The organism is Parapedobacter luteus (assembly GCF_900168055.1).
Lineage (GTDB): Bacteria > Bacteroidota > Bacteroidia > Sphingobacteriales > Sphingobacteriaceae > Parapedobacter > Parapedobacter luteus.
Genome location: NZ_FUYS01000005.1, coordinates 264584 through 283891, shown reverse-complemented (window position 1 = coordinate 283891; position 19308 = coordinate 264584). Strand labels below are relative to the sequence as shown.

The 19308-nt window shown below is 50.8% G+C and carries 15 protein-coding genes; 6 read left to right on the top strand and 9 right to left on the bottom strand.

Features of this window, described 5'->3' with window-relative positions; all coding sequences use genetic code 11:
* The first annotated feature begins 93 nt into the window (after positions 1–93).
* Positions 94–3315, top strand: a complete 3222-nt coding sequence (locus B5X72_RS12315) for a SusC/RagA family TonB-linked outer membrane protein (RefSeq protein ID WP_079717197.1) — start codon at positions 94–96, stop codon at positions 3313–3315.
* Positions 3316–3336: 21 nt separating this feature from the next.
* Positions 3337–4797 carry a RagB/SusD family nutrient uptake outer membrane protein gene (locus tag B5X72_RS12310; protein ID WP_079717196.1) on the top strand — a complete coding sequence of 487 codons (1461 nt, stop codon included), beginning with the start codon at positions 3337–3339 and terminating at the stop codon, positions 4795–4797.
* Between the two features lie 24 nt (positions 4798–4821).
* On the opposite strand, the gene typA is transcribed toward B5X72_RS12310, so the two are convergent.
* The 3 genes from typA to kbl are packed head-to-tail and all read right to left on the bottom strand — an operon-like array spanning position 4822 to position 8381.
* Positions 4822–6627 carry a translational GTPase TypA gene (gene typA / locus B5X72_RS12305; RefSeq protein ID WP_079717195.1) on the bottom strand — a complete coding sequence of 602 codons (1806 nt, stop codon included), beginning with the start codon at positions 6625–6627 and terminating at the stop codon, positions 4822–4824.
* 57 nt (positions 6628–6684) lie between these two features.
* Positions 6685–7137, bottom strand: a complete 453-nt coding sequence (locus B5X72_RS12300) for a hypothetical protein (protein WP_079717194.1) — start codon at positions 7135–7137, stop codon at positions 6685–6687.
* A gap of 53 nt (positions 7138–7190) precedes the next feature.
* Entirely contained in the window at positions 7191–8381 is a 1191-nt protein-coding gene (gene kbl, locus B5X72_RS12295) for a glycine C-acetyltransferase (protein ID WP_079717193.1), read from the bottom strand.
* Positions 8382–8561: 180 nt separating this feature from the next.
* Between kbl and B5X72_RS12290 the strand changes: the two genes are divergently transcribed.
* Positions 8562–9875: a nicotinamide mononucleotide adenylyltransferase gene (locus B5X72_RS12290; RefSeq protein WP_079717192.1), complete on the top strand. Its 1314-nt coding sequence runs from the start codon at positions 8562–8564 to the stop codon at positions 9873–9875.
* A 54-nt stretch (positions 9876–9929) separates the two neighbouring features.
* Positions 9930–10454 (top strand): isopentenyl-diphosphate Delta-isomerase, encoded by a 525-nt coding sequence (gene idi, locus B5X72_RS12285; protein ID WP_079717270.1) that lies wholly within the window; start codon positions 9930–9932, stop codon positions 10452–10454.
* Here idi and B5X72_RS12280 read toward each other — a convergent pair.
* Complete coding sequence (locus tag B5X72_RS12280) at positions 10451–11017, bottom strand: hypothetical protein (RefSeq protein WP_079717191.1); 567 nt, start codon at positions 11015–11017, stop codon at positions 10451–10453. The two genes, idi and B5X72_RS12280, sit on opposite strands and share 4 nt — an antisense overlap.
* Positions 11018–11263: 246 nt before the next feature.
* Here B5X72_RS12280 and B5X72_RS12275 point away from each other — a divergent pair, with 246 nt between their 5' ends.
* Entirely contained in the window at positions 11264–12850 is a 1587-nt protein-coding gene (locus B5X72_RS12275; protein ID WP_079717190.1) for a S41 family peptidase, read from the top strand.
* A gap of 14 nt (positions 12851–12864) precedes the next feature.
* Here the strand turns inward: B5X72_RS12275 and B5X72_RS12270 are convergent, their stop codons facing one another.
* The 3 genes from B5X72_RS12270 to B5X72_RS12260 all read right to left on the bottom strand — a co-directional run bounded on the left by B5X72_RS12270 (position 12865) and on the right by B5X72_RS12260 (position 16175).
* Positions 12865–13530 (bottom strand): ABC transporter ATP-binding protein, encoded by a 666-nt coding sequence (locus tag B5X72_RS12270; RefSeq protein ID WP_079717269.1) that lies wholly within the window; start codon positions 13528–13530, stop codon positions 12865–12867.
* 272 nt (positions 13531–13802) lie between these two features.
* Complete coding sequence (locus tag B5X72_RS12265; RefSeq protein ID WP_317043115.1) at positions 13803–14156, bottom strand: ABC transporter permease; 354 nt, start codon at positions 14154–14156, stop codon at positions 13803–13805.
* A 21-nt stretch (positions 14157–14177) separates the two neighbouring features.
* Positions 14178–16175: an ABC transporter permease gene (locus B5X72_RS12260; RefSeq protein WP_079717188.1), complete on the bottom strand. Its 1998-nt coding sequence runs from the start codon at positions 16173–16175 to the stop codon at positions 14178–14180.
* A 235-nt stretch (positions 16176–16410) separates the two neighbouring features.
* On the opposite strand from B5X72_RS12260, the gene B5X72_RS12255 reads away from it, so the two are divergent.
* Positions 16411–17487: an aminotransferase class V-fold PLP-dependent enzyme gene (locus tag B5X72_RS12255; RefSeq protein ID WP_079717187.1), complete on the top strand. Its 1077-nt coding sequence runs from the start codon at positions 16411–16413 to the stop codon at positions 17485–17487.
* A 14-nt stretch (positions 17488–17501) separates the two neighbouring features.
* Here B5X72_RS12255 and B5X72_RS12250 read toward each other — a convergent pair whose 3' ends face one another.
* Positions 17502–18746, bottom strand: a complete 1245-nt coding sequence (locus tag B5X72_RS12250) for a BamA/TamA family outer membrane protein (RefSeq protein ID WP_079717268.1) — start codon at positions 18744–18746, stop codon at positions 17502–17504.
* Positions 18747–18764: 18 nt separating this feature from the next.
* The gene (locus B5X72_RS12245; protein WP_079717186.1) at positions 18765–19307 is read right to left on the bottom strand and encodes an NUDIX hydrolase; all 543 of its coding nucleotides are present in this window, start codon (positions 19305–19307) and stop codon (positions 18765–18767) included.
* Position 19308 lies beyond the last annotated feature (1 nt).

Sequence of the window (19308 nt, the reverse complement as noted above, 5' to 3'; positions counted from 1 at the left end):
AACGCTGTATATTACTTTGTCCAGCATACCTTCAAAACAAACACATACGCAAGCCAGCTATCGGAAGATAATGATCGAACTAATTAGAAGGCTATGAAAAAACGTGTTTGCCCGCGGATGCTTTGGGGCATCAGTTGCTGTTTATTGTTCTTTATCGGCAATTTGAAAGGCTATGCCGCATCCTGCTTGATTTTTGGCCAAGAAACCATTCGCCAGGACACGATAAAAAAAGACGTCGCCCGACAGGACACCGCACAACGGGATACCGCAGCACCCGACACGGCACAACGCGTGGTAAAGGGCAAAGTCACGGACGACAAGGAGATTCCGCTCGCTGGTGTAACCATCGGGATCAAGGGGTCAGAAATAGGGACCCAGTCTGATGAGCAGGGAGGATTCGAGATTCGTTCGCCGACCGACTCGGCGGCCATCCTTACCTTTTCGATGCTCGGTTTCGAGCCGTTCGAAATGCCTCTCAGCGTCGCCGACGGACAGACTGTCGTGCTCATTCCTTCCGAAGCTGAAACGCTGGAGGAAGTGGTCGTGATCGGATACGGCACCGTGCAGCGGGAAAACCTCACGGGTGCGGTCAGCTCACTTGAGGGCCAAGCGTTCCAAAATAACGCTATCACCAACACCGAAGAGGGCATCGCCGGCAAAATCGCAGGCGTACGGGTGAGCCAAAGTACAGGCGGACCGGGGAAGGCAGCAAACATCAAGATACGGGGCATCAATTCCATCACAGCTTCCAGCAACCCCCTATACGTGATTGACGGAATCCAGCAGGATCATATGCGTAATGTAAATCCGCGGGATATCGCATCGATAGAGGTGTTGAAAGATGCGGCTTCAGCAGCGATATATGGTGCACGAGGCGGCAACGGCGTTATCGTTATCACGACCAGAGAGGGCGCCGCAGGCAAGACGAGCGTGGAGTTCAACAGTTATGCCGGCTACCAACAGGTAGACCGGTTTCTGCCCATGATGAACACGCAGGAGTATACCGCGTATATCCGTTACCTACGGGATTCACGGTTCCAGCAGGCCGGCGGCGATCTTTCACTCCCACTTACCAGCCGGCCGGCAGAATTTCAATACCCCGAGAGTTACCTCAACCCCGCATCCTTACCTGACAATAATTGGCAAGATATCGTGTATCATCATGCTCCGATGCAAAACTACGCGTTGACGGTGTCCGGGGGTGGCGAGGTAGGCACCTTTCTGCTCTCGGGGTCATACCTCCGACAGGATGGGGTGATGCGGCATACCGGATTCGAACGCTATAATTTACGGGCAAACACAAGCTTCAATATCGGCGAAAAGATCCGGCTCGGAGCGAACGTGGCCACATCTTTCAATATCATGAATGACCCCGAAACGGATGGCAAGGAGAGCAATGCCCACTATGCCTTAGCTATGCCTCCGGTGGTCGGTATCGACGAAAACACGGTTGCAACCGGCTTTTCGCCGGCGCAGACCTACGTCAATCCCCTGGCACGCCTGCGCGAAATGACCGCTCGCTCCAAAGCCAATGAGATACAACTCAACAGTTTTGCGGAGTACGAGCCCATCGAAACGCTGACCTTGCGCACCCAACTGGGCTACATCTTTACGCATGCCGCCTATAACGAATTTATTCCAGCGAATGTCAACCCTGGCGCACAGGCCGTCGGTTACGGATCGAGCACAGACAACGGCACCTTCAGCATACAGAATACCGCGACTTACCGCCCTTATCTTGGGGATGATCACATGCTGGAAATCCTGGGCGGCCAGCAGTATGAATTTATACGGCAGGATATCCTGGCGGCTTCGGCTGACGGCTATCCCAACGACCTGCTACCGACATTGAACAATGCCAACAATCCGCTGCTTGCCAGCACTACTATCGGCGAAAGCGCTACAGCTTCGTTCTTCGGACGGATACAATATCAATGGCTGGATAGGTATTTGCTCTCGGCCAGCGCCCGCTACGACGGGTCTTCCCGGTTCGGTGCAAACAACAAGTGGGGCCTTTTCCCAGCGGTATCCGCCGGATGGAAGATCAATAGCGAGCCGTTCTTGAGCGACGTAGTATGGCTTTCACTCCTGAAAATACGGGGGTCAATCGGTAAGGCCGGCAACGACCGCATCGGCAACTACGAACACATTTCGCTCCTCGGGCTTCAGGACTACAACCTCAACGGCAAACGCGTGATCGGTTTGGTGCCGAGCAACATTGCCAACGAAAACCTGAGCTGGGAAACAACCCTGTCGCGTGATATCGGCCTGGATTTCTGGCTGCTGGATAACCGTATACAGCTAACTGCCGACGCCTACTTTAATAAGACGTCCGATCTCCTGCTCAATGTGCCGACCAGCCGCATAAGCGGTTTTTCCTTCATGCGGAGTAATATCGGAGAGGTGACAAACAAAGGCATCGAGCTACAACTCACAACCGAAAACATAAAGGGCGAGACGTTCTCTTGGACAACTTCGCTCAACTTCTCCAAAAACAACAACCGTGTCCGCTCCCTTGCTCCGGGAATCGATGAGCTTATCCAGCTGAGCACGCTTAACGACTTCAATGCTTATGCGACAATCGTGGGCCAGCCTATTGGCAGCTTCTTTATGTACCAAACCGATGGGGTGCTCCTGCCGGAACATTTTGACGCCGATGGCAATGCATTGGTACCCATCGTCAATGGGCAGCTGGAGGGCAATATCCGCATCGTAGACCGCAATGGTGACGGCGTAATCAATGAGCAGGATCACACGATCGTGGGTAATGCGCAGCCGGATTTCCTTTGGGGGCTGTCAAGCCGAATGAGCTATAAGGGCTTTGACTTCAGCTTTGACATCCAGGGCCAGCAGGGAGGCGATCTTTTCTACCAGGGGCGACGGGGCTTCAACAACGGATTGGGCGAGGGCACCAACCAATACCGTGATTGGCTGCATGCCTACAAGCCTGCCAGATTTGCGGGCAATATCCCGTCAGGGATAGACATGAGCTGGGACGGTGTGACACCCAGCGTTGTGGGCGTAAACCCGGCGTATAACGACACGTGGGTCTACGATGCGACGTTTGTGCGGATACGCAATATCACATTGGGTTACAACTTCGCCAGTTCGCTGCTCAAGAAGTGGGATATCAGTGCGATACGCCTGTACATCATGGCCGATAACCTGCACACGTTTACCCGATATCCGGGCTCCAACCCCGAAGCCAATAATGCCGGGGGTGGCGGCACATCGGAAAACACCCAACCGGGTACCGACTATGGTGGATACCCGATATCCAAACGCTTTACCATGGGAGTTAATGTTTCTTTTTAAACCGCCAACGCTTAGACAGTCATGAAAACGATACGAATTGTACTATTTGCCTTTACGCTACAAGTAGTCTGGGGGTGTAACAAAGACCTGGAACTGACTCCGGAATCGGATTATAACGCGGCGGACTTTTACCGATCGGTCAATGATTTCCGCCAGGCGCTGTTCGGTGCTTATGGCGGGCTGCGCAGTGTACACGGCTTTGATTATCCGATGCTGGTGGAAAGTCTCAGTGACAATGTCAATACGCAACAGAACACCGCGAATCTCCCCGCAGCGCGGTTTGGCTTTACCGCTGGCGATGATTTGGTGTTGGGTGTATGGGGAGCCTACTGGTCGGTCATCAACCGGACCAATAACATCTTGGACCAGATCGACGAAGGGGAGTTCCCCGACGAAAATGTACGCACCATCATGCGTGGTGAGACGCGTTTCATCCGGGGCTTCTGCTACTTCCAACTCGGCTGGCTATTTGGTGGTGTACCCTTAATCAACCGTGTGATGACAGCCGAGGAGGTAACCGCGATAGCCCGTAGCTCACAGGAGGAGACCTTTGCCTTTGCCGCAGCGGATCTGGAAGCAGCCGGAGAAGTGCTTCCCGAAAGTCAGGGCGGCGATAACCTGGGGCGTGCAACACGTTACGCAGCCAAAGGCATCCTTGCACGCCTGCATCTTTACATGGGCAATCACGAGGCTGCCCGCCCGCTCCTGGAGGAAATACTGGCCTATGAAGGCTTAAGCCCTTACCCCGAGTTCGTCGATTGTTTCCTCAACACCCGGGACAACGGCTCGGAGCATGTCTTCCAAATCCAATATACCGCCGGATTGGTAAACCAAGGCAACCCGCTGGTATACTCTCTGGTACCTGAAAACCTACGGTCAGCGCAATTCCCGCAAGGTGGACGCTCCACCTGGGTGGCGGTATCGGACGACCTGTACGAAGCATATGATACCACCGATGTCCGCCGTGACGTTACTATCCAAAAGGGCTATACAACGGTCAACAATGTCGTAGACAGTATGACGCAGCTCTTTGTCAAATTTTCACATGGCACCGTGCCCATCAATAACATCGATAACGACGTCAACTTCCCCATCCTGCGGATAACCGACGTGCAGCTCATGTATGCCGAAGTATTGAACGAAATGGGATACGAGCCCGATGGCGAAGCTTTCGTCCTGCTCAATACCGTACGCAGCCGCGCCGGTTTGGACAGTTTGACAAGCGCTGACCTCCCAGATCAGCAGGTATTCCGCGATTCGCTATTCAAGGAACGCCGGCTGGAATTTGCCTGTGAAGCGCTGCGGTGGTTTGATATTGTGCGGCAAGGACCCGAACGGGCAACCGCCATCATGAATGCGTATCTGGCCCGCCCCGAAGAAGGGGGCGGCTCGCTGGTATTCGATCCCAAATACTTACTGATGCCTATTCCCGAAAGTGAGTTGCGCACCAACCCGTCATTAACACAAAACCCCGGCTATTGAGACCGGGGTTTTGCAAGGGTTTGCCTATTGGAATTTTTTCGCGTTTATTTTCCGTTCATTCTCCGTAAGGTATATCTTACGGAGCCGGATATTCTGCGGCGTCACCTCAATATACTCATCCGCCTGGATGTATTCCATCGATTCCTCAAGCGAAAACTTGATTGCCGGGGCGATGCGCACATTGTCATCACTGCCCGAAGCACGCATGTTGGTCAGCTGTTTGCCCTTTACAAGGTTGACGACCAAATCATTATCCCGGATATGCTCACCCACTATCTGCCCTTCATACACTTCTACACCGGGTTCAACAAAGAAGCGGCCGCGGTCTTGCAGTTTGTCGATGGAATAGGCTGTGGTCTGTCCTTTTTCCATGGATACCAATACCCCTGCCAAACGGCCAGGGATGGGGCCTTTCCAAGGTTCGTAAGCCTTGAAACGGTGTGCCATCACGGCTTCACCGGCCGTAGCGGTGAGCACATTGTTGCGCAGGCCGATGATACCACGTGAGGGGATGTCAAACTCAAGGTGCTGCATATCGCCCTTGGTTTCCATCACCAGAAGTTCACCCTTACGCTGCGTCACCAGTTCGATCACTTTGCCAGACACTTCTGCGGGTACGTCTACCACCAGCGTTTCAATCGGCTCGCACTTCACGCCGTCAATCTCTTTGATGATGACCTGAGGTTGGCCAACCTGCAACTCGTATCCCTCGCGGCGCATGGTCTCAATCAGTACCGACAGGTGCAGGATACCCCGCCCATAGACCAGGTACGAATCAGGAGATTCGGTAGGCACGACCTTAAGAGCGAGGTTTTTCTCCATTTCTTTATACAACCGTTCCTGGAGGTGGCGTGAAGTCACGAACTTTCCCTCTTTGCCGAAGAATGGCGAGTTGTTGATGGTGAACAGCATGTTCATCGTAGGCTCATCGATTTTGATGACCGCCAATTGCTCGGGATTTTCAAAATCGGCAATGGTATCCCCGATGTCAAACCCTTCGATACCCACTACGGCGCAAATATCACCGGCTTTGACTTCCTGCACCTTTACCCGGCCGAGGCCTTCGAACGTATGCAGTTCCTTCACGCGGGATTTAACGATTTTGCCATCGCGCTTTACCAACGATACCGGTTGGTTTTCCTTGATGGTGCCACGGGCAACACGGCCGATGGCAATACGGCCCACAAAAGAAGAATAATCCAGCGAAGTAACTTGCATTTGCAAGGTCCCGTCTACATAAGGCGCAGCCGGGATGTGCTGGAGAATGGCTTCGAGTAAATCCGTGAAATCTTCCTTCGGTGCTTTCCAGTCTGTAGACATCCACCCTTGCTTGGAGGAGCCATATAGCACCGGAAAATCCAATTGTTCTTCCGTAGCATCGAGGCTGAAAAACAAATCAAAGACAGCCTCATAGACCTCGTCAGGGCGGCAGTTTTCCTTGTCGACCTTGTTGACCACCACGATGGGCTTTAACCCCAGGCCCAACGCCTTCTGCGTCACAAATCGGGTTTGCGGCATTGGCCCTTCAAAAGCGTCTACCAGGAGGATGACGCCATCAGCCATTTTCAGCACCCGCTCCACTTCACCGCCAAAGTCGGCGTGGCCCGGCGTATCAATGATGTTTATCTTGACGTCCTTATACCGCACGGAGACGTTTTTAGAGACGATGGTAATGCCCCGCTCGCGTTCGAGGTCGTTGTTGTCCAGTATCAGTTCACCGGTTTGTTCGTTATCACGAAAGAGATTGGTGAAGTGGAGGATTTTGTCTACCAAGGTGGTCTTGCCGTGGTCTACGTGGGCGATAATCGCTATGTTTCTGATTTTTTGCATTCCAGCAACCTATTTGTCAATTTTTAAGGGCGCAAAGGTAAGGAAAATCCATGAGAATCAGGAGATTTTTTTATCTAACCGATGGTTTTCAAACATTTCGATGGCGGTCTTAAGGAGCCCCATCTCACCAATACCCAATACTAAAAGTCCGATAGAAACTTCAGCCAACGCTTCGTTGGCTGTCAAAAAAAGGCCAACGCCTCCAAAAACCATGAAGGTAAAGGCCGAAAAAAACAGGAGACCCAACGCGATTTTGCCCTTTTTGGGGCTTTCCCAAATTCGTCTCGAAAGTTTGTTCTGTGTCTTATTGGTATCTTGCAGCGCCGAAAAGCTAATGGCCACCCCCATAAAAAGCAGGATGTTGTTTATATCTTGAAACAGCAAAACCCTATCGCGAAAGGCAAAAATATCATAATACAATTTCCCGATGTAGAACAGGGCAAGCAACATCAGCGGGTATTGCAAGTAACTGATGTAGTGGAACGTATCTTTTATTGATGGTTTTTTCATTCGTTGCAGGAGCTACTGCTTTCGTTACAGCCGAAACTAAGCATACCGTACGATCACTTAATGACCCCCAAATCCTTACCTACCTTCGTAAACGCTGCGATGGCTTTGTCAAGATGCTGCTGATCGTGCGCCGCCGAGAGCTGTACGCGGATGCGGGCTTTGCCCTTGGGCACCACCGGATAATAAAAGCCAATAACATAAATCCCTTCGTCCAGCATCCTGGCGGCAAACTCCTGAGCCAATGGGGCGTCATAGAGCATGACGGGCACAATGGGGTGCTCTCCTGGTTTGATATCAAACCCCGCCGCCGTCATCTTCTCGCGAAAATATTTCGTGTTGTACTCCAGCTTGTCACGCAATTCGGTGGTTTCACTCAACATATCCAATACCGCGATGGACGCCCCTGCGATGGCGGGGGCAAGCGTATTGGAAAACAAATAAGGGCGTGACCGCTGCCGAAGCATGTCGATGATTTCCTTACGGCCGGAGGTGAAACCTCCCGATGCACCGCCCAATGCCTTGCCCAAGGTCCCGGTGATGATATCTACCCGGTCCATCACGCCATGCAATTCATGCGTACCACGGCCCGTCTTGCCGATAAACCCCGTGCAGTGTGACTCATCGATCATGACCAGCGCTTCATACTGATCGGCCAAATCACAGATTTTGTCCAGCGGTGCGACGCTTCCATCCATAGAAAAAGCCCCATCCGTCACGATGATCCGATGCCGGGCGCCCTGCGCGGCTTTGAGCTGTTCTTCTAAATCGGTCAGATCACAATTTTTATAGCGAAACCGCTGCGCCTTGCAGAGGCGTACGCCATCAATGATAGATGCATGGTTCAGCTCATCCGAAATGATGGCGTCCTCGGCACCGAATAAGGGTTCGAACACACCGCCGTTGGCGTCGAAAGCCGCCGCATAGAGGATCGTGTCTTCTGTGCCAAGAAACGCTGAAATCTTGGCTTCCAACGCTTTGTGAATATCCTGGGTGCCGCAGATGAAGCGTACGGATGACATCCCGTAACCATGCGTATCAATAGCCTGTTTGGCTGCCGCGATGACTTTGGGGTGCGAAGAAAGCCCTAAATAGTTGTTTGCACAAAAGTTGACCACTTCAGCACCGCTTTGGACTTTGATAGCTGCTCCTTGGGGACCGACGATAATGCGTTCGGTTTTGTACAATCCTGCGTCTTTGATAGCCTGCAATTCTTGTTGCAGTACGGGTTGGAGGGTTTTATACATGACTGCTGGGTTTTGGTGGCAAAAATAGGCTTTTTTAGGATAAGACGGCGGCAAATCTTATTGTATTTGGAATATCTTTCCATCGAAAGTCAAACACCCCAAGGGTGGGCCACCTAAGCGTTAGGCGGCGGATTCGAATTGTTTCTTTAAGGAACACCATTAAATGGTTACCTTTGTGCCATGGCGCGTGAAATCTATGAAACCAAACGGAAAGCACTAAAAATCAACCTTAATGAAGAAATCTACGGCACATTCGCGGAGATAGGTGCGGGACAGGAAGTCGCCCGGAATTTTTTCAATGCTGGTGCAGCTTCCGGAACCATTGCAAAAACGATGTCTGCCTACGATATGGCGTTTAGCGATGCCATCTACGGCACCGAAGAGTCTGGGCGGTATGTCAGCAGGTCACGGCTGCGGAGAATGCTGGAACACGAGTATAGGCTGCTCACCGAGCGGCTTACTGGCGAAAAATACCAAAACAAACGGCTTTTCGCCTTCGCGAATACGGTGACGGCGCTCAACTTCAGCAAAACCAACGACCCGCACGGTTGGCTTGGCATCCGATTCCAGCACGAGGCCGGTGGAGAGCCCAACGAAATTATCTTCCATGTCCGGCTGTTGGACAGTGATAACCTCCTGCAGCAAAAAGTACTGGGCATCCTTGGTGTGAACCTTGTTTTTGCGGCTTATTATTATAGGCAAGACGTACAAACGATGATCGAATCCTTGGTAGACAACCTCTCACAGGGATCGATAGAAATCGACCTGGTAAAAATCAGTGGCCCAGCCTTCAGGGATGTGAATGAGCGGCTGATTAACCTTTATCTCATTGCCAAAGGGTACTCCAAAGCCGCCATTTTCAACCCGCAAGGTTCGGCCTACCAAAGCAAGGATCTCCTATATAAAAAGGACATCATGATCCTGCGTACCAAATATCGGCAGAAGTCCAATCCCAATTTTGATTTGTTTAACCTGGCCGTAGACCAGTTTAAGCGCAACCTTGGTATCAAAGACGATAACCTGGTGGTCATGATTGAGGTGCTCATGACCAACGTCCTTGATCAGACACCGCAGTTTACCAACGAAGACCTGCAGTATTTCGCCGAACGTGCGGAATACCTTTGTAGCACCGGCAACCATATTTTGGTTTCCAACTTCACCCGAAATCATTACTTAGCTGAGTACCTGGCCCAATTCAAGCCACGCAATGTTGGCATTTCAACGAATATCTCCAATCTACGGAATATTTTCAACTCCAAGCAGTATACCAAAGGTAATTATACCGATGAGCTGCTGGCTTATGTAAGCGGGCTGTTTAGCAAGAATGTGAAGTTATATGCATACCCGTATCTCAATAAACAACACAATCAGATTGTGACGACGGCGAACATGCCGGTATCGGACGAGGCACGGCCGCTCTTTGAGTTTCTTGTGAAGAACAACTACATCATTGACATCGAAAATTACGATGAGCGCTATGTAAAAACGGTGTAAATGGCGGCTGGTAAGTGGCCAGTGACGGCCTGTGGGCCTGGCAAAAAATACGGAATGAAAACAGAAAATGTCATACTGGTTGATGAATACGACCATGAGTTGGGTGTGATGGAGAAGTTGCAGGCCCACCAGCAGGGAATGTTGCACCGCGCTATCAGCGTTTTCGTATTTGATAAGGAAGGCCGGTTGCTCCTCCAGCAGCGGGCTGCCCACAAATACCATAGCGCCAACCTGTGGACCAACACCTGCTGCAGCCACCCTAATCCCGGCGAGGCAGCATCCGCGGCGGCACATAGACGACTGCACGAAGAGATGGGCCTCAAAACTCCCTTGACGTTTGCCTTTACCTTTGTATACCGCGCCGCTTTTGACAACGGCTTGGTCGAGCATGAGTTTGATCATGTATTCATCGGACAGGCTGCTGGCCTGCACCCCACACCAAACCCCGATGAAGTAGCTACCTACCGCTGGGCAAGCGCCGCTGAGATCGAGCACGAACTGCACACGCACCCGGAGGTTTATACCGAATGGTTTAAACTGATTTACAAACGGGTGTTCGAACTAGCTAAACAAATTTAGTGTAGCCGCTTCACCAACTGCTCCTCCACAGCTTTGAAGACTTGCTGTGGCTTTTGGTTGCGCCAGCTCATGTCATTAAGTACACCGCCGAAATTAATAAAGTAATCGATGTTGTTGGATTTGAATTCGTCTACCACGTGGTCGCGGAAATTGATTCCCGCTATCCAGCCATCTTCGATATCCTGAAACCACTCCTCATAATAGCAATCGTCAGACGAATGGAAGTTCAATACATTTTCTCCGATCATGATGAATTTGCTGATACCTGCATCAATCATGATGTCAATCACCTCGCGCTTGAGCAACATGATATCATTGTAGATGGCATCGTTCCATTCGCCAATCAGCTCAATGATCGTGTAACCTCGCTGATAATCAGCAAATAAAATCTTGAGATACAACGTGCTGGAACCGAAGCTATCCCATTGGGGATGCAATAAAAAGTTATAGATCTGCTTGTCAAATTCAAACTCGCTGTATTCTGTACCGTAAAAAGGGGATAATTCATCTTCAGCAGCGACGTAATCATCTCTCCAGCGGTAATAAGGCTCAATCTCGTGCATCGCTTTTCCGTATTATATTTTTACAAACTTAGCTAAATTGCTGTTTAAATGCAATTTGTGAAACGGTATTCAGTCACGATTATTCGCGGCACAACCGATCAAATTGCGCCGGGGAATGACACATAGGCTGTCGATGGAAAATCGGGCGATTCAAACGGCGCAGCGTGTGTATAATTCATGCAATTTTTATGCGATAGCCACCAAAAATGCAGAAAACTATTTAATTTAGCGCAGGTTATCAATGATATGCGCAAGGAGACAAGAAGAAACCTGTTTATAGCAGCCACATATGGCGCTGCCTTATTTCTTGGTATATTGCTCGGGCAGAACTACGCGGACGAAAATTCGCGCACGGGCGGGGCTAGCCTATTGCCGTTAGGTATTTCTGAAAAAACGGGTAAGGTGCAACGCATCATTGATCTCATTGCCAGCAATTACGTAGACAGTGTAGATATCGACCAGTTGCAGCACCTGGCCATCGATGAAATTGTGAGCCAACTGGATCCGCATTCCGAATACTTGCGGCCCAATCAGGCGCTTAAGCAACATGAAACCCTCGAAGGCACTTTTGAAGGTATCGGCATCGAATATTACATCCTCAATGATACGCTGATGACCGTTGGGCTGATTAACGGTGGGCCCGCACAACGGGCCGGTATACGGGTGGGCGATAAACTTATCGCCATCAACGGAGATACCGTGGCCGGCGTGCGCATCACGGATAAAGCCATTGAAGGAAAGATCCGTGGGCGCAAAGGCACAGCCATTGAAATCAGCATCAACCGCAATGGGAAGGATTTGCCGCTGCCCATTAAAGTAATGCGTGACCGCGTGGAAGTGAGCAGTATTGATGCCGCGTATATCATTGACAGCGCTACAGCATACATCAAAATCAGGCGTTTCGGGGCCAGAACAGCTGACGACTTCAAGCAGGCGCTCCAAAACCTGAAGAAGCAGGGCGCACAGCGGCTGATATTGGATCTAAGGGAAAACGGCGGCGGGTATTTCAACGCAGCTACGGCGCTGGCCAGCCAATTTTTCGAAGACAAGCGGCTGATTGTATATACAGAAGGGGCACATGAGCCCCGGGTGGATTACTATTCCAGCGCCAATGGCATTTTCGGCGAGGGCGATCTGGTGGTGCTTATTGACGAGCAATCGGCTTCGGCCAGTGAGATTGTAGCCGGTGCCATACAAGATCTGGAGCGGGGCATTATCGTTGGGCGCCGATCATTCGGCAAAGCCCTCGTTCAGGAGCAGTTTGGCTTTGGCGATGGCTCAGCGCTCAACCTTACCGTGGCCCGATATTATACCCCGCTGGGCCGATCCATCCAGCGTTCGTACACCGTACATACCGGCAAGGATGTGCAGGTTACAAATTTGCCGGCCCAGGGAAAAAGTGAGGTAGATACCATCATCTATAAAACCGAATCCGGCAAGCTGGTGTACGGTGGCGGAGGCATTTCTCCCGATATATGGGTGCCTATTGATAGCAGCGGTATCAGTGCGCTATACCGCAAAATACGGCGGGCCAACCTCATTGAGACTTACGTTTACGGAAGACTTACCAAGTCCTTGCCTGCCTACGCGGTGGAAAACTACTTAAAAGGCTACTTCCTGCCCGACAAGGAATACCAAAATTTCCTGCAACACATACGCGAAAAAGGCATTGAATACACGCCGAATGAAGCAAACGCCGTGAAGCCTCTGATCCGTACCGATATCGAAGCGTTATTGGGCCGTTATTACTTTGGCAGCGAAGCCTTTTTCCGCGTGCGAAACCGTTCGGATAATGTGCTCGCTCAAGCCTTGTTAACTTTGCAAACAGAGTAGTAACCTCAATAAGCTTATTTCACGACTTGCCCATCCAGCAGCTCAACAATCCGGTTGCCGTATTCGGCATTTTTCTCCGAATGTGTCACCTGAACAATGGTAACTCCGTCTTCTTCATTGAGTTGCTTGAACAGATTCATGATGTCTTCCCCTTGTTTGGAGTTGAGGTTACCTGTGGGCTCATCTGCGAGCAACAACTTCGGTGTAGTAGCCAGCGCGCGAGCAATGCCCACCAGCTGTTGCTGGCCTCCGGAGAGCTGGGTTGGAAAGAGGTCTTTTTTGCCCACGATACCAAACCGATCGAGCAGATCACCGACAATAGCCTTGCGCTCGCCGCTTTTCAGGTTTTTATAAATAAGTGGCGTTTCGATGTTCTCGTATACGGTAAGCTCATCGATAAGGTGATAGGCCTGAAATACAAAGCCTATATGCTGCTTGTATAGCGCCGACCGCTGTTTTTCTTTCAGCCCCAGCACATTCTCGTTCATGAAAAAGTACTCCCCTTCATCAGGTTCATCCAATAACCCCAGGATATGGAGCAACGTGGATTTTCCGGACCCTGACGGCCCCATGATTGAAACGAACTCGCCCTCGGCGATGTGGAGGTTGATGTCTTTCAGTACAAACGAGCGGCTGCCGCCCACATTGTACCATTTGAATATGTTGTTTAACTGAATCATTTCTTTTGTTGTCAGCTTTTGGCTTTCCGCTACCCGGTTTTGCTTTCTGTCAAACTTAGATAAAGTTGCCTTTATATGCAATTTATAATCACGTCCGTTAAAAACGCAGTGTGTCGATCGCTCCGTGGCCGCCCAAATCACTATGCCAGCTATGCCAAAATCCTTACCAATATTTCAATAAACTCATTATAAAGCTTTTAAATAACCAACCGCATCCGTACTGTCCGGATTCGGACAGCGGCTGTTCGGATTCGAACATCGACGGCGAGCCATTAGGCTTCCTTCAGCGAATCAACGGGATTGGCTCTTGCAGCGCGCGCCGATTGGTAGGACACCGTGAATAGTGCTATCAATAATGCAAAAAAGCCCGCCACGGCAAACATCCACCAGTGTACCGTGATGCGGTAAGCAAAGCTCGACAGCCAGCGGTCGACCAAAAGGTAAGCCAAAGGCAACGCAATAAGGTTAGCCAGCATGAGTATCCTAAGGAAAGGCTTATTGAGCTGTATAAAGAGCTGGCTCACCGAGGCTCCCAGTACTTTTCGGATACTCATCTCCTTCTGCCGGATGCTGACATTGTATGCCGACATGCTGAATAGGCCCATTATGGCAATGGCAATCGACAGAACGGTAAACGCGCTGAATGCCTACTCCAATTGTACCTGCTGCGCATGCAGTGCTGCGTACTTCTGATCCACAAACTCATAGCGGAAATACTCGCCGTCCAATCTGTTAATGGACTTCCAGTCTTTTCCCAGCGTCGCCAATGTCTCCCGAGCGGTCCCCTGTCTGGTTTTCACCAGGATCTCCGTCTTGTACTGTCCGCATGGGTTCTTTATCGAATATACGGTGGGCGCTACCAGTTGCTCGAACCCTGCTATCTTGCTGTCTTTGACCACACCAGCGATCTGGAAGTCGGTATCGCATCCCCGGATGGTTTTGCCGATGGGGTTCTGTATGCCGAAGGCTTTCACCAGCGTTTCATTGACAAGAGCCCCCTTTGCCGAGTCGGCAGGAAACGCATCGGTAAACGACCGCCCCTGCAGGACTTCCATACCCATCGTTTCTACATAGTCAAAATCCACTGCAATGTGATCGGCCCGGTGTGTTTCATTTGCATACACAAACTCCTTTTTTGCCGGGCCGATTCCTCCAGGGACACTTGTAGCTACCGTCGCATATTCGATGCCGGGGTAGGCCTGCATCCGATCACGAAACGGCTTAAAATCTGCTGGGTTGTTCAGCAGCATGGCATTCTTGATATAGATTACCTGCGCGGGGTCGAACCCTTTGTCGCCATCGCGCACATAATCCAGTTGCCTGTTGATGATGAGCATTCCGGAGATGAATACCACCGCGATGACAAACTGGAATGTCAACAAAGCATGACGAAACCAAGCGGTACGGTGGCTAGTCTGGAAATTACCTTTCAAAATGCTTACCGGGCGATAACCTGATAAGATGGCGGCTGGGTAAATCCCCGATACGAGCGCCGTCATCACCGCCGCGAGCAATAGTTGCCAAGCCTGCTGTCCGCCGGAAGCAACAGGGGCTAAGTCGTAAGCCAGCCACTGCTGCAACCCATCCCGGCAGAGGACGACCAGCAACCAGGCGATCCCTGCAGCCAATACGCATTGGATCACCACCTCGCACATAAACTGCACGGCCAGCCCGATGCGACTCACGCCAAACACTTTCTTAATCCCTATTTCCCTGGCCCTCCTGTTAGCCTGGGCAATCATCAAGTTCGCGAAATTAATCCCCGCCAGCAAGAGGATGACCCCCGAAAGAACGGCCAACGCCCAAACGGTAATATATCCCGTGTTTAAGCCGTGCTTCGGCTTAAGGTGCAGGTTTTTCAGCGGATCAAGGTAGGTTGTCCCCTTCGCAAATGCCGACGTGGCCACGTGGTGCTGTTGGGAGATTTCCTGCTTATAGAGGTGCTTGATCTTTTTATCCAGCTGGTCGATATCTGTGCCCGGTTTTACCTGAATGTAAGTTTGGTAGGGGAGCGGATCTCCCTGTCTGTCCCCCGCAAGATCGGGCTTGAAAAAGATGGCATCATAGGTAAGGTTAGACAGTTTCCGGGGCTTGGTGACACCATGGATGTGATAATACATACCGCTCTGCTCATTTTGCAGGGCAATAAGCCGGGGCTCGAACGTAAGCCCCGCACTATCTGGAAATAAGGCCTGCGCCATTTCCGGTGTTATCAGATTCAACTCCGGATGATCACCCTGGTGTACAGCATTCCCAAATACTTCTATACCAAACATGCGTATAATGGACAGGTCGGCGGCCTTCCAATCGTTTACGAATGCCTGTCCGTCATCGCTGATAAACGGCAGCTCATAGGGAAAATAAGATACCCGGCCAACCTCCGTCACTTCCGGCAATGTTGCTTTAATCGCGGTGGCCAATGCCGGTGGGGTAAGATCAGTATTATTTCCTTGATAACTCAGCCCTACCAAGTAGATCTGGTTGTAATTCGCATTCCACCGGTCATAACTGGTTTCCCGGTTGATATAAAGATAGGCCAGAATGAATCCGGCGAAACCCATCGCAAGACCAAGAATATTCAACGCGGTGAACAGTTTGGTCTTAAGTGCATTGCGCCAGGCAATTTTTAAGTTATTCAAATTCATGGAGTACTTGTTTATAATATGATGAGCGATCGGAAAAATCCCATTACCTTAATATCATTGATCTATCAATTTCACGACCAAACGGTTAACCAACTGTTAGTCAGTGAGCGACTTTGGCCCTTCGGCATGCCCATGTCCGAAAACGGACAACAGGTGTCCGTTTTCGGACAGTATCCAATAACTATTCACCAATTTATGCGTTTCGCAATTAAAAAGGATTTTGCACCTTTACAACATGGATTCAACATGGTTTCCGGTATTGCAGCACTGGACATATCTAAACACCGCAAGTTCAGGGATTTTGGCGCAGCCCGTATTGGCCTGGCGCAGGCAGCATGACGAAGCGTTTGCCGACGAGGGCAGCCAATTCAGGATAGCACACGAACCCTTGCTCCAGACTACCAGACAAGCAGTCGCCGACTTCTTCAACGGCTCCACAGATCGAACGGTTTTACTGCCCAATTTCTCTTATGGGTTTAATACACTCCTTTCTTACTTTCCCAAAAACTATCGTTATCTTCTTTTAGCGGACGATTATCCGTCAATCAATTACAACATAGAGCGGCTGGGGCTGCCCCGAAATTATGTGCCAACCGATGAACACCTGGAAACGCATGTGGCCGCTGGCGTGCAAGAGCATCAACCGGATGTGTTTGCGTTTAGCTTAGTGCAGTATATCAGTGGCATCCGAATAAATTTTGATTTTCTGAAAGACTTAAAACGGCAATACCCAAAGCTGCTTGTTATCGCAGACGGCACACAATATTGTGGTACGGAGCCGTTTGATTTCAGCGCATCAGGAATAGATATACTGCTGGTGAGCGGTTATAAATGGATGCTCGCCGGCTATGGCAACGGATTTATGATGGTCAAGGAAGACATTCCCGAACTGCTCCGCCCAGCAGGCAAGGATGCGCCCAAGCCCCGGCTCCACCATTTACTCGGCAAAAACGACCTGTCGTTTGCGTTCGAGCCCGGGCATCAGGACACATTGGCCGTCGGCACACTGCTGCAGGCCATCAACCTTTTCCAAACGATTGCCTTCCCTGCCGAAGCCTCGCGGCTCCGCACACTGGTTACTACCGCCCATGAGGCCTTTGCTGAACGGAAGCTGCTCGATGAGCCTGTTGTCAAACGGGCATCATTCTCACACGGTACATTCTTTAATTTAAAGGGCGACCAGCGCCTCTTCGACAAATTGATTGAAGCCAAGATAAGCTGCGCTATGCGTGGACCGGGTATCCGCGTGGGCTTCCACCTGTTCAACACGCCAACCGATTTGCAGCGATTACTCGACGTTTTGGATGGTTGAAGAGCTCTCCTGGGCTAAAAAACTTCGCCCAAAGACAAGCGGAATCCGGAATAGCTCCTGCTGAACCCATAGTCAAGCGCGATATTCGTTCCGGAGTTTTTGTTGAATTTTATCCGGAGGCCGGCACCACCACCGGGATTCCACGTCCAAAAGAAGGTGCTTCTTGGGCCGTTTACGGTATTGGCGTTGGCAAACACCACAAAGCCGAACAGGCCGTTGGCGGTGAGGTCCCTCCGGTATTCGGTTTCGATGTAATAAAGGTATTTCCCCCGATAACGGCTTTGCTCAAATCCACGGCCAGAGCCATTATACGTATCCCAACCGATTGTAGGCAAGTCAAGGTATGGCGCATTTGAATTAAAAACAGTCCAAAAATAACTCCACACGGCGATCATATGCTGGCGGTTGGGATTGGCCGTCAACCGGTGATACCGTTTGACATCGATGTACAGCGATTCCCAGGACTCTCCGCTGCCCATGAACTTAGGATTTACCCGAAACTGGAGGTTGACATAGTTCCCGTCGATAGGGTTGATGGAGTTTGCCCGCGTATCGAACAGCAGGTTCAGGCTCAAGCCCGAAGATATCGTCCGTTCAGCCGGCGCGGTACCATAGGGATAGCCGGTATAATCACGAAGCCGGGTATCTTCAGCCTCGGCATGTATACCCATACGGATATCCAAATTATATCCTCCACCAATAAAGAACCCCTTTCCTATCCGCTTCAGCAAGTGTTGGTAGAAACGGAAATACGAATAGTCTACCAGTAGCTTTTCGTCTTCGCTATACTGCCTCCCCAGGCCCCATGTATGCTGCGGATATTTAAGGATACGGGTGTCGCCGCTAATAACCCATTTATTTTTATTGAGCCAGATATACGACCGTATCGGAAATCCATACCGCCTTTTGAAGTTCCAATAAGGCGTAAATGTAGCCCGCGACATGTATGTATCCTTGCGATCACCGAGATAAAATCCAGCCGTGGTACTTGTAATCAGGGCATGACCGCCGCCGGGCACGGAAGTAGAAAAGGGAAGTGCCGAAAAATAAAACTTTTTGCCGGTGCTGTCCGGCCCGCGGGGCGGCTCCATTTTTATCACGCGCTTCGCGATGTCTATCAGGTCGCGCTGTAGGCTGGTGTCTGCCTTGACTTCGGTTATTTCCACTTCATTCGACGGGCGCTGGGCATATAACGCCGTGCAAAGAAACCATAAAGCCACCGTTGTCCAGTAGCAGTTGCCGACTTTGACGGTATGCATATTGCGGTCCAAATCTGCCTATATCATTTCCAACTTTGCCAGGCCATAAAAAAGCGCAGCGGTATGCAACGCCTGTCCAAACCGATTGTCGAGCAGCAACTGCTTTAGCTCATCAGGAGGTACCAGCACGACATCGATCGCCTCCTGTTCGTCAAGCTGCTGCTCCTGCACCTTGACGCCACCTGTAAGGAGATAGGAATAAGTCCTGTTATTACTTGTGGCCGGATTCGGAAACAGCGTAGCTATCGGTTCGATATGATCAAACCGATAGCCTGTTTCTTCCAACATTTCGCGTGTAGCCGCAGCGATTGCATCTTCGCCGGGGTCTATCACACCGCCCGGAATTTCGAGCACATCCTGTTTTACGCCATGGCGATATTGTTTGACCAAAATAAATTGGTTGTCTGCCGTTAATGCCACCATGTTTACCCAGTCGGGGTACTCAAGCACATAATAAGCCGGCACGATATGACCATTCGGCATGCGGCAAACATCCCTGCGCAGTACCGCCCAAGGTGCTTGTACAAGGTATTCCGAAGATAAGGTTTCCCAATGCAGCATA

Excerpts from the sequence above, each read along its gene's own strand:
- B5X72_RS12315 (WP_079717197.1), top strand. The coding sequence starts at position 94 with ATGAAAAAACGTGTTTGCCCGCGGATGCTTTGGGGCATCAGTTGCTGT.
- B5X72_RS12310 (WP_079717196.1), top strand. The coding sequence starts at position 3,337 with ATGAAAACGATACGAATTGTACTATTTGCCTTTACGCTACAAGTAGTC.
- typA (WP_079717195.1), bottom strand. The coding sequence starts at position 6,627 with ATGCAAAAAATCAGAAACATAGCGATTATCGCCCACGTAGACCACGGC.
- B5X72_RS12300 (WP_079717194.1), bottom strand. The coding sequence starts at position 7,137 with ATGAAAAAACCATCAATAAAAGATACGTTCCACTACATCAGTTACTTG.
- kbl (WP_079717193.1), bottom strand. The coding sequence starts at position 8,381 with ATGTATAAAACCCTCCAACCCGTACTGCAACAAGAATTGCAGGCTATC.
- B5X72_RS12290 (WP_079717192.1), top strand. The coding sequence starts at position 8,562 with ATGGCGCGTGAAATCTATGAAACCAAACGGAAAGCACTAAAAATCAAC.
- idi (WP_079717270.1), top strand. The coding sequence starts at position 9,930 with ATGAAAACAGAAAATGTCATACTGGTTGATGAATACGACCATGAGTTG.
- B5X72_RS12280 (WP_079717191.1), bottom strand. The coding sequence starts at position 11,017 with ATGCACGAGATTGAGCCTTATTACCGCTGGAGAGATGATTACGTCGCT.
- B5X72_RS12275 (WP_079717190.1), top strand. The coding sequence starts at position 11,264 with ATGCGCAAGGAGACAAGAAGAAACCTGTTTATAGCAGCCACATATGGC.
- B5X72_RS12270 (WP_079717269.1), bottom strand. The coding sequence starts at position 13,530 with ATGATTCAGTTAAACAACATATTCAAATGGTACAATGTGGGCGGCAGC.
- B5X72_RS12260 (WP_079717188.1), bottom strand. The coding sequence starts at position 16,175 with ATGAATTTGAATAACTTAAAAATTGCCTGGCGCAATGCACTTAAGACC.
- B5X72_RS12255 (WP_079717187.1), top strand. The coding sequence starts at position 16,411 with ATGGATTCAACATGGTTTCCGGTATTGCAGCACTGGACATATCTAAAC.
- B5X72_RS12250 (WP_079717268.1), bottom strand. The coding sequence starts at position 18,746 with ATGCATACCGTCAAAGTCGGCAACTGCTACTGGACAACGGTGGCTTTA.
- B5X72_RS12245 (WP_079717186.1), bottom strand. The coding sequence starts at position 19,307 with ATGCTGCATTGGGAAACCTTATCTTCGGAATACCTTGTACAAGCACCT.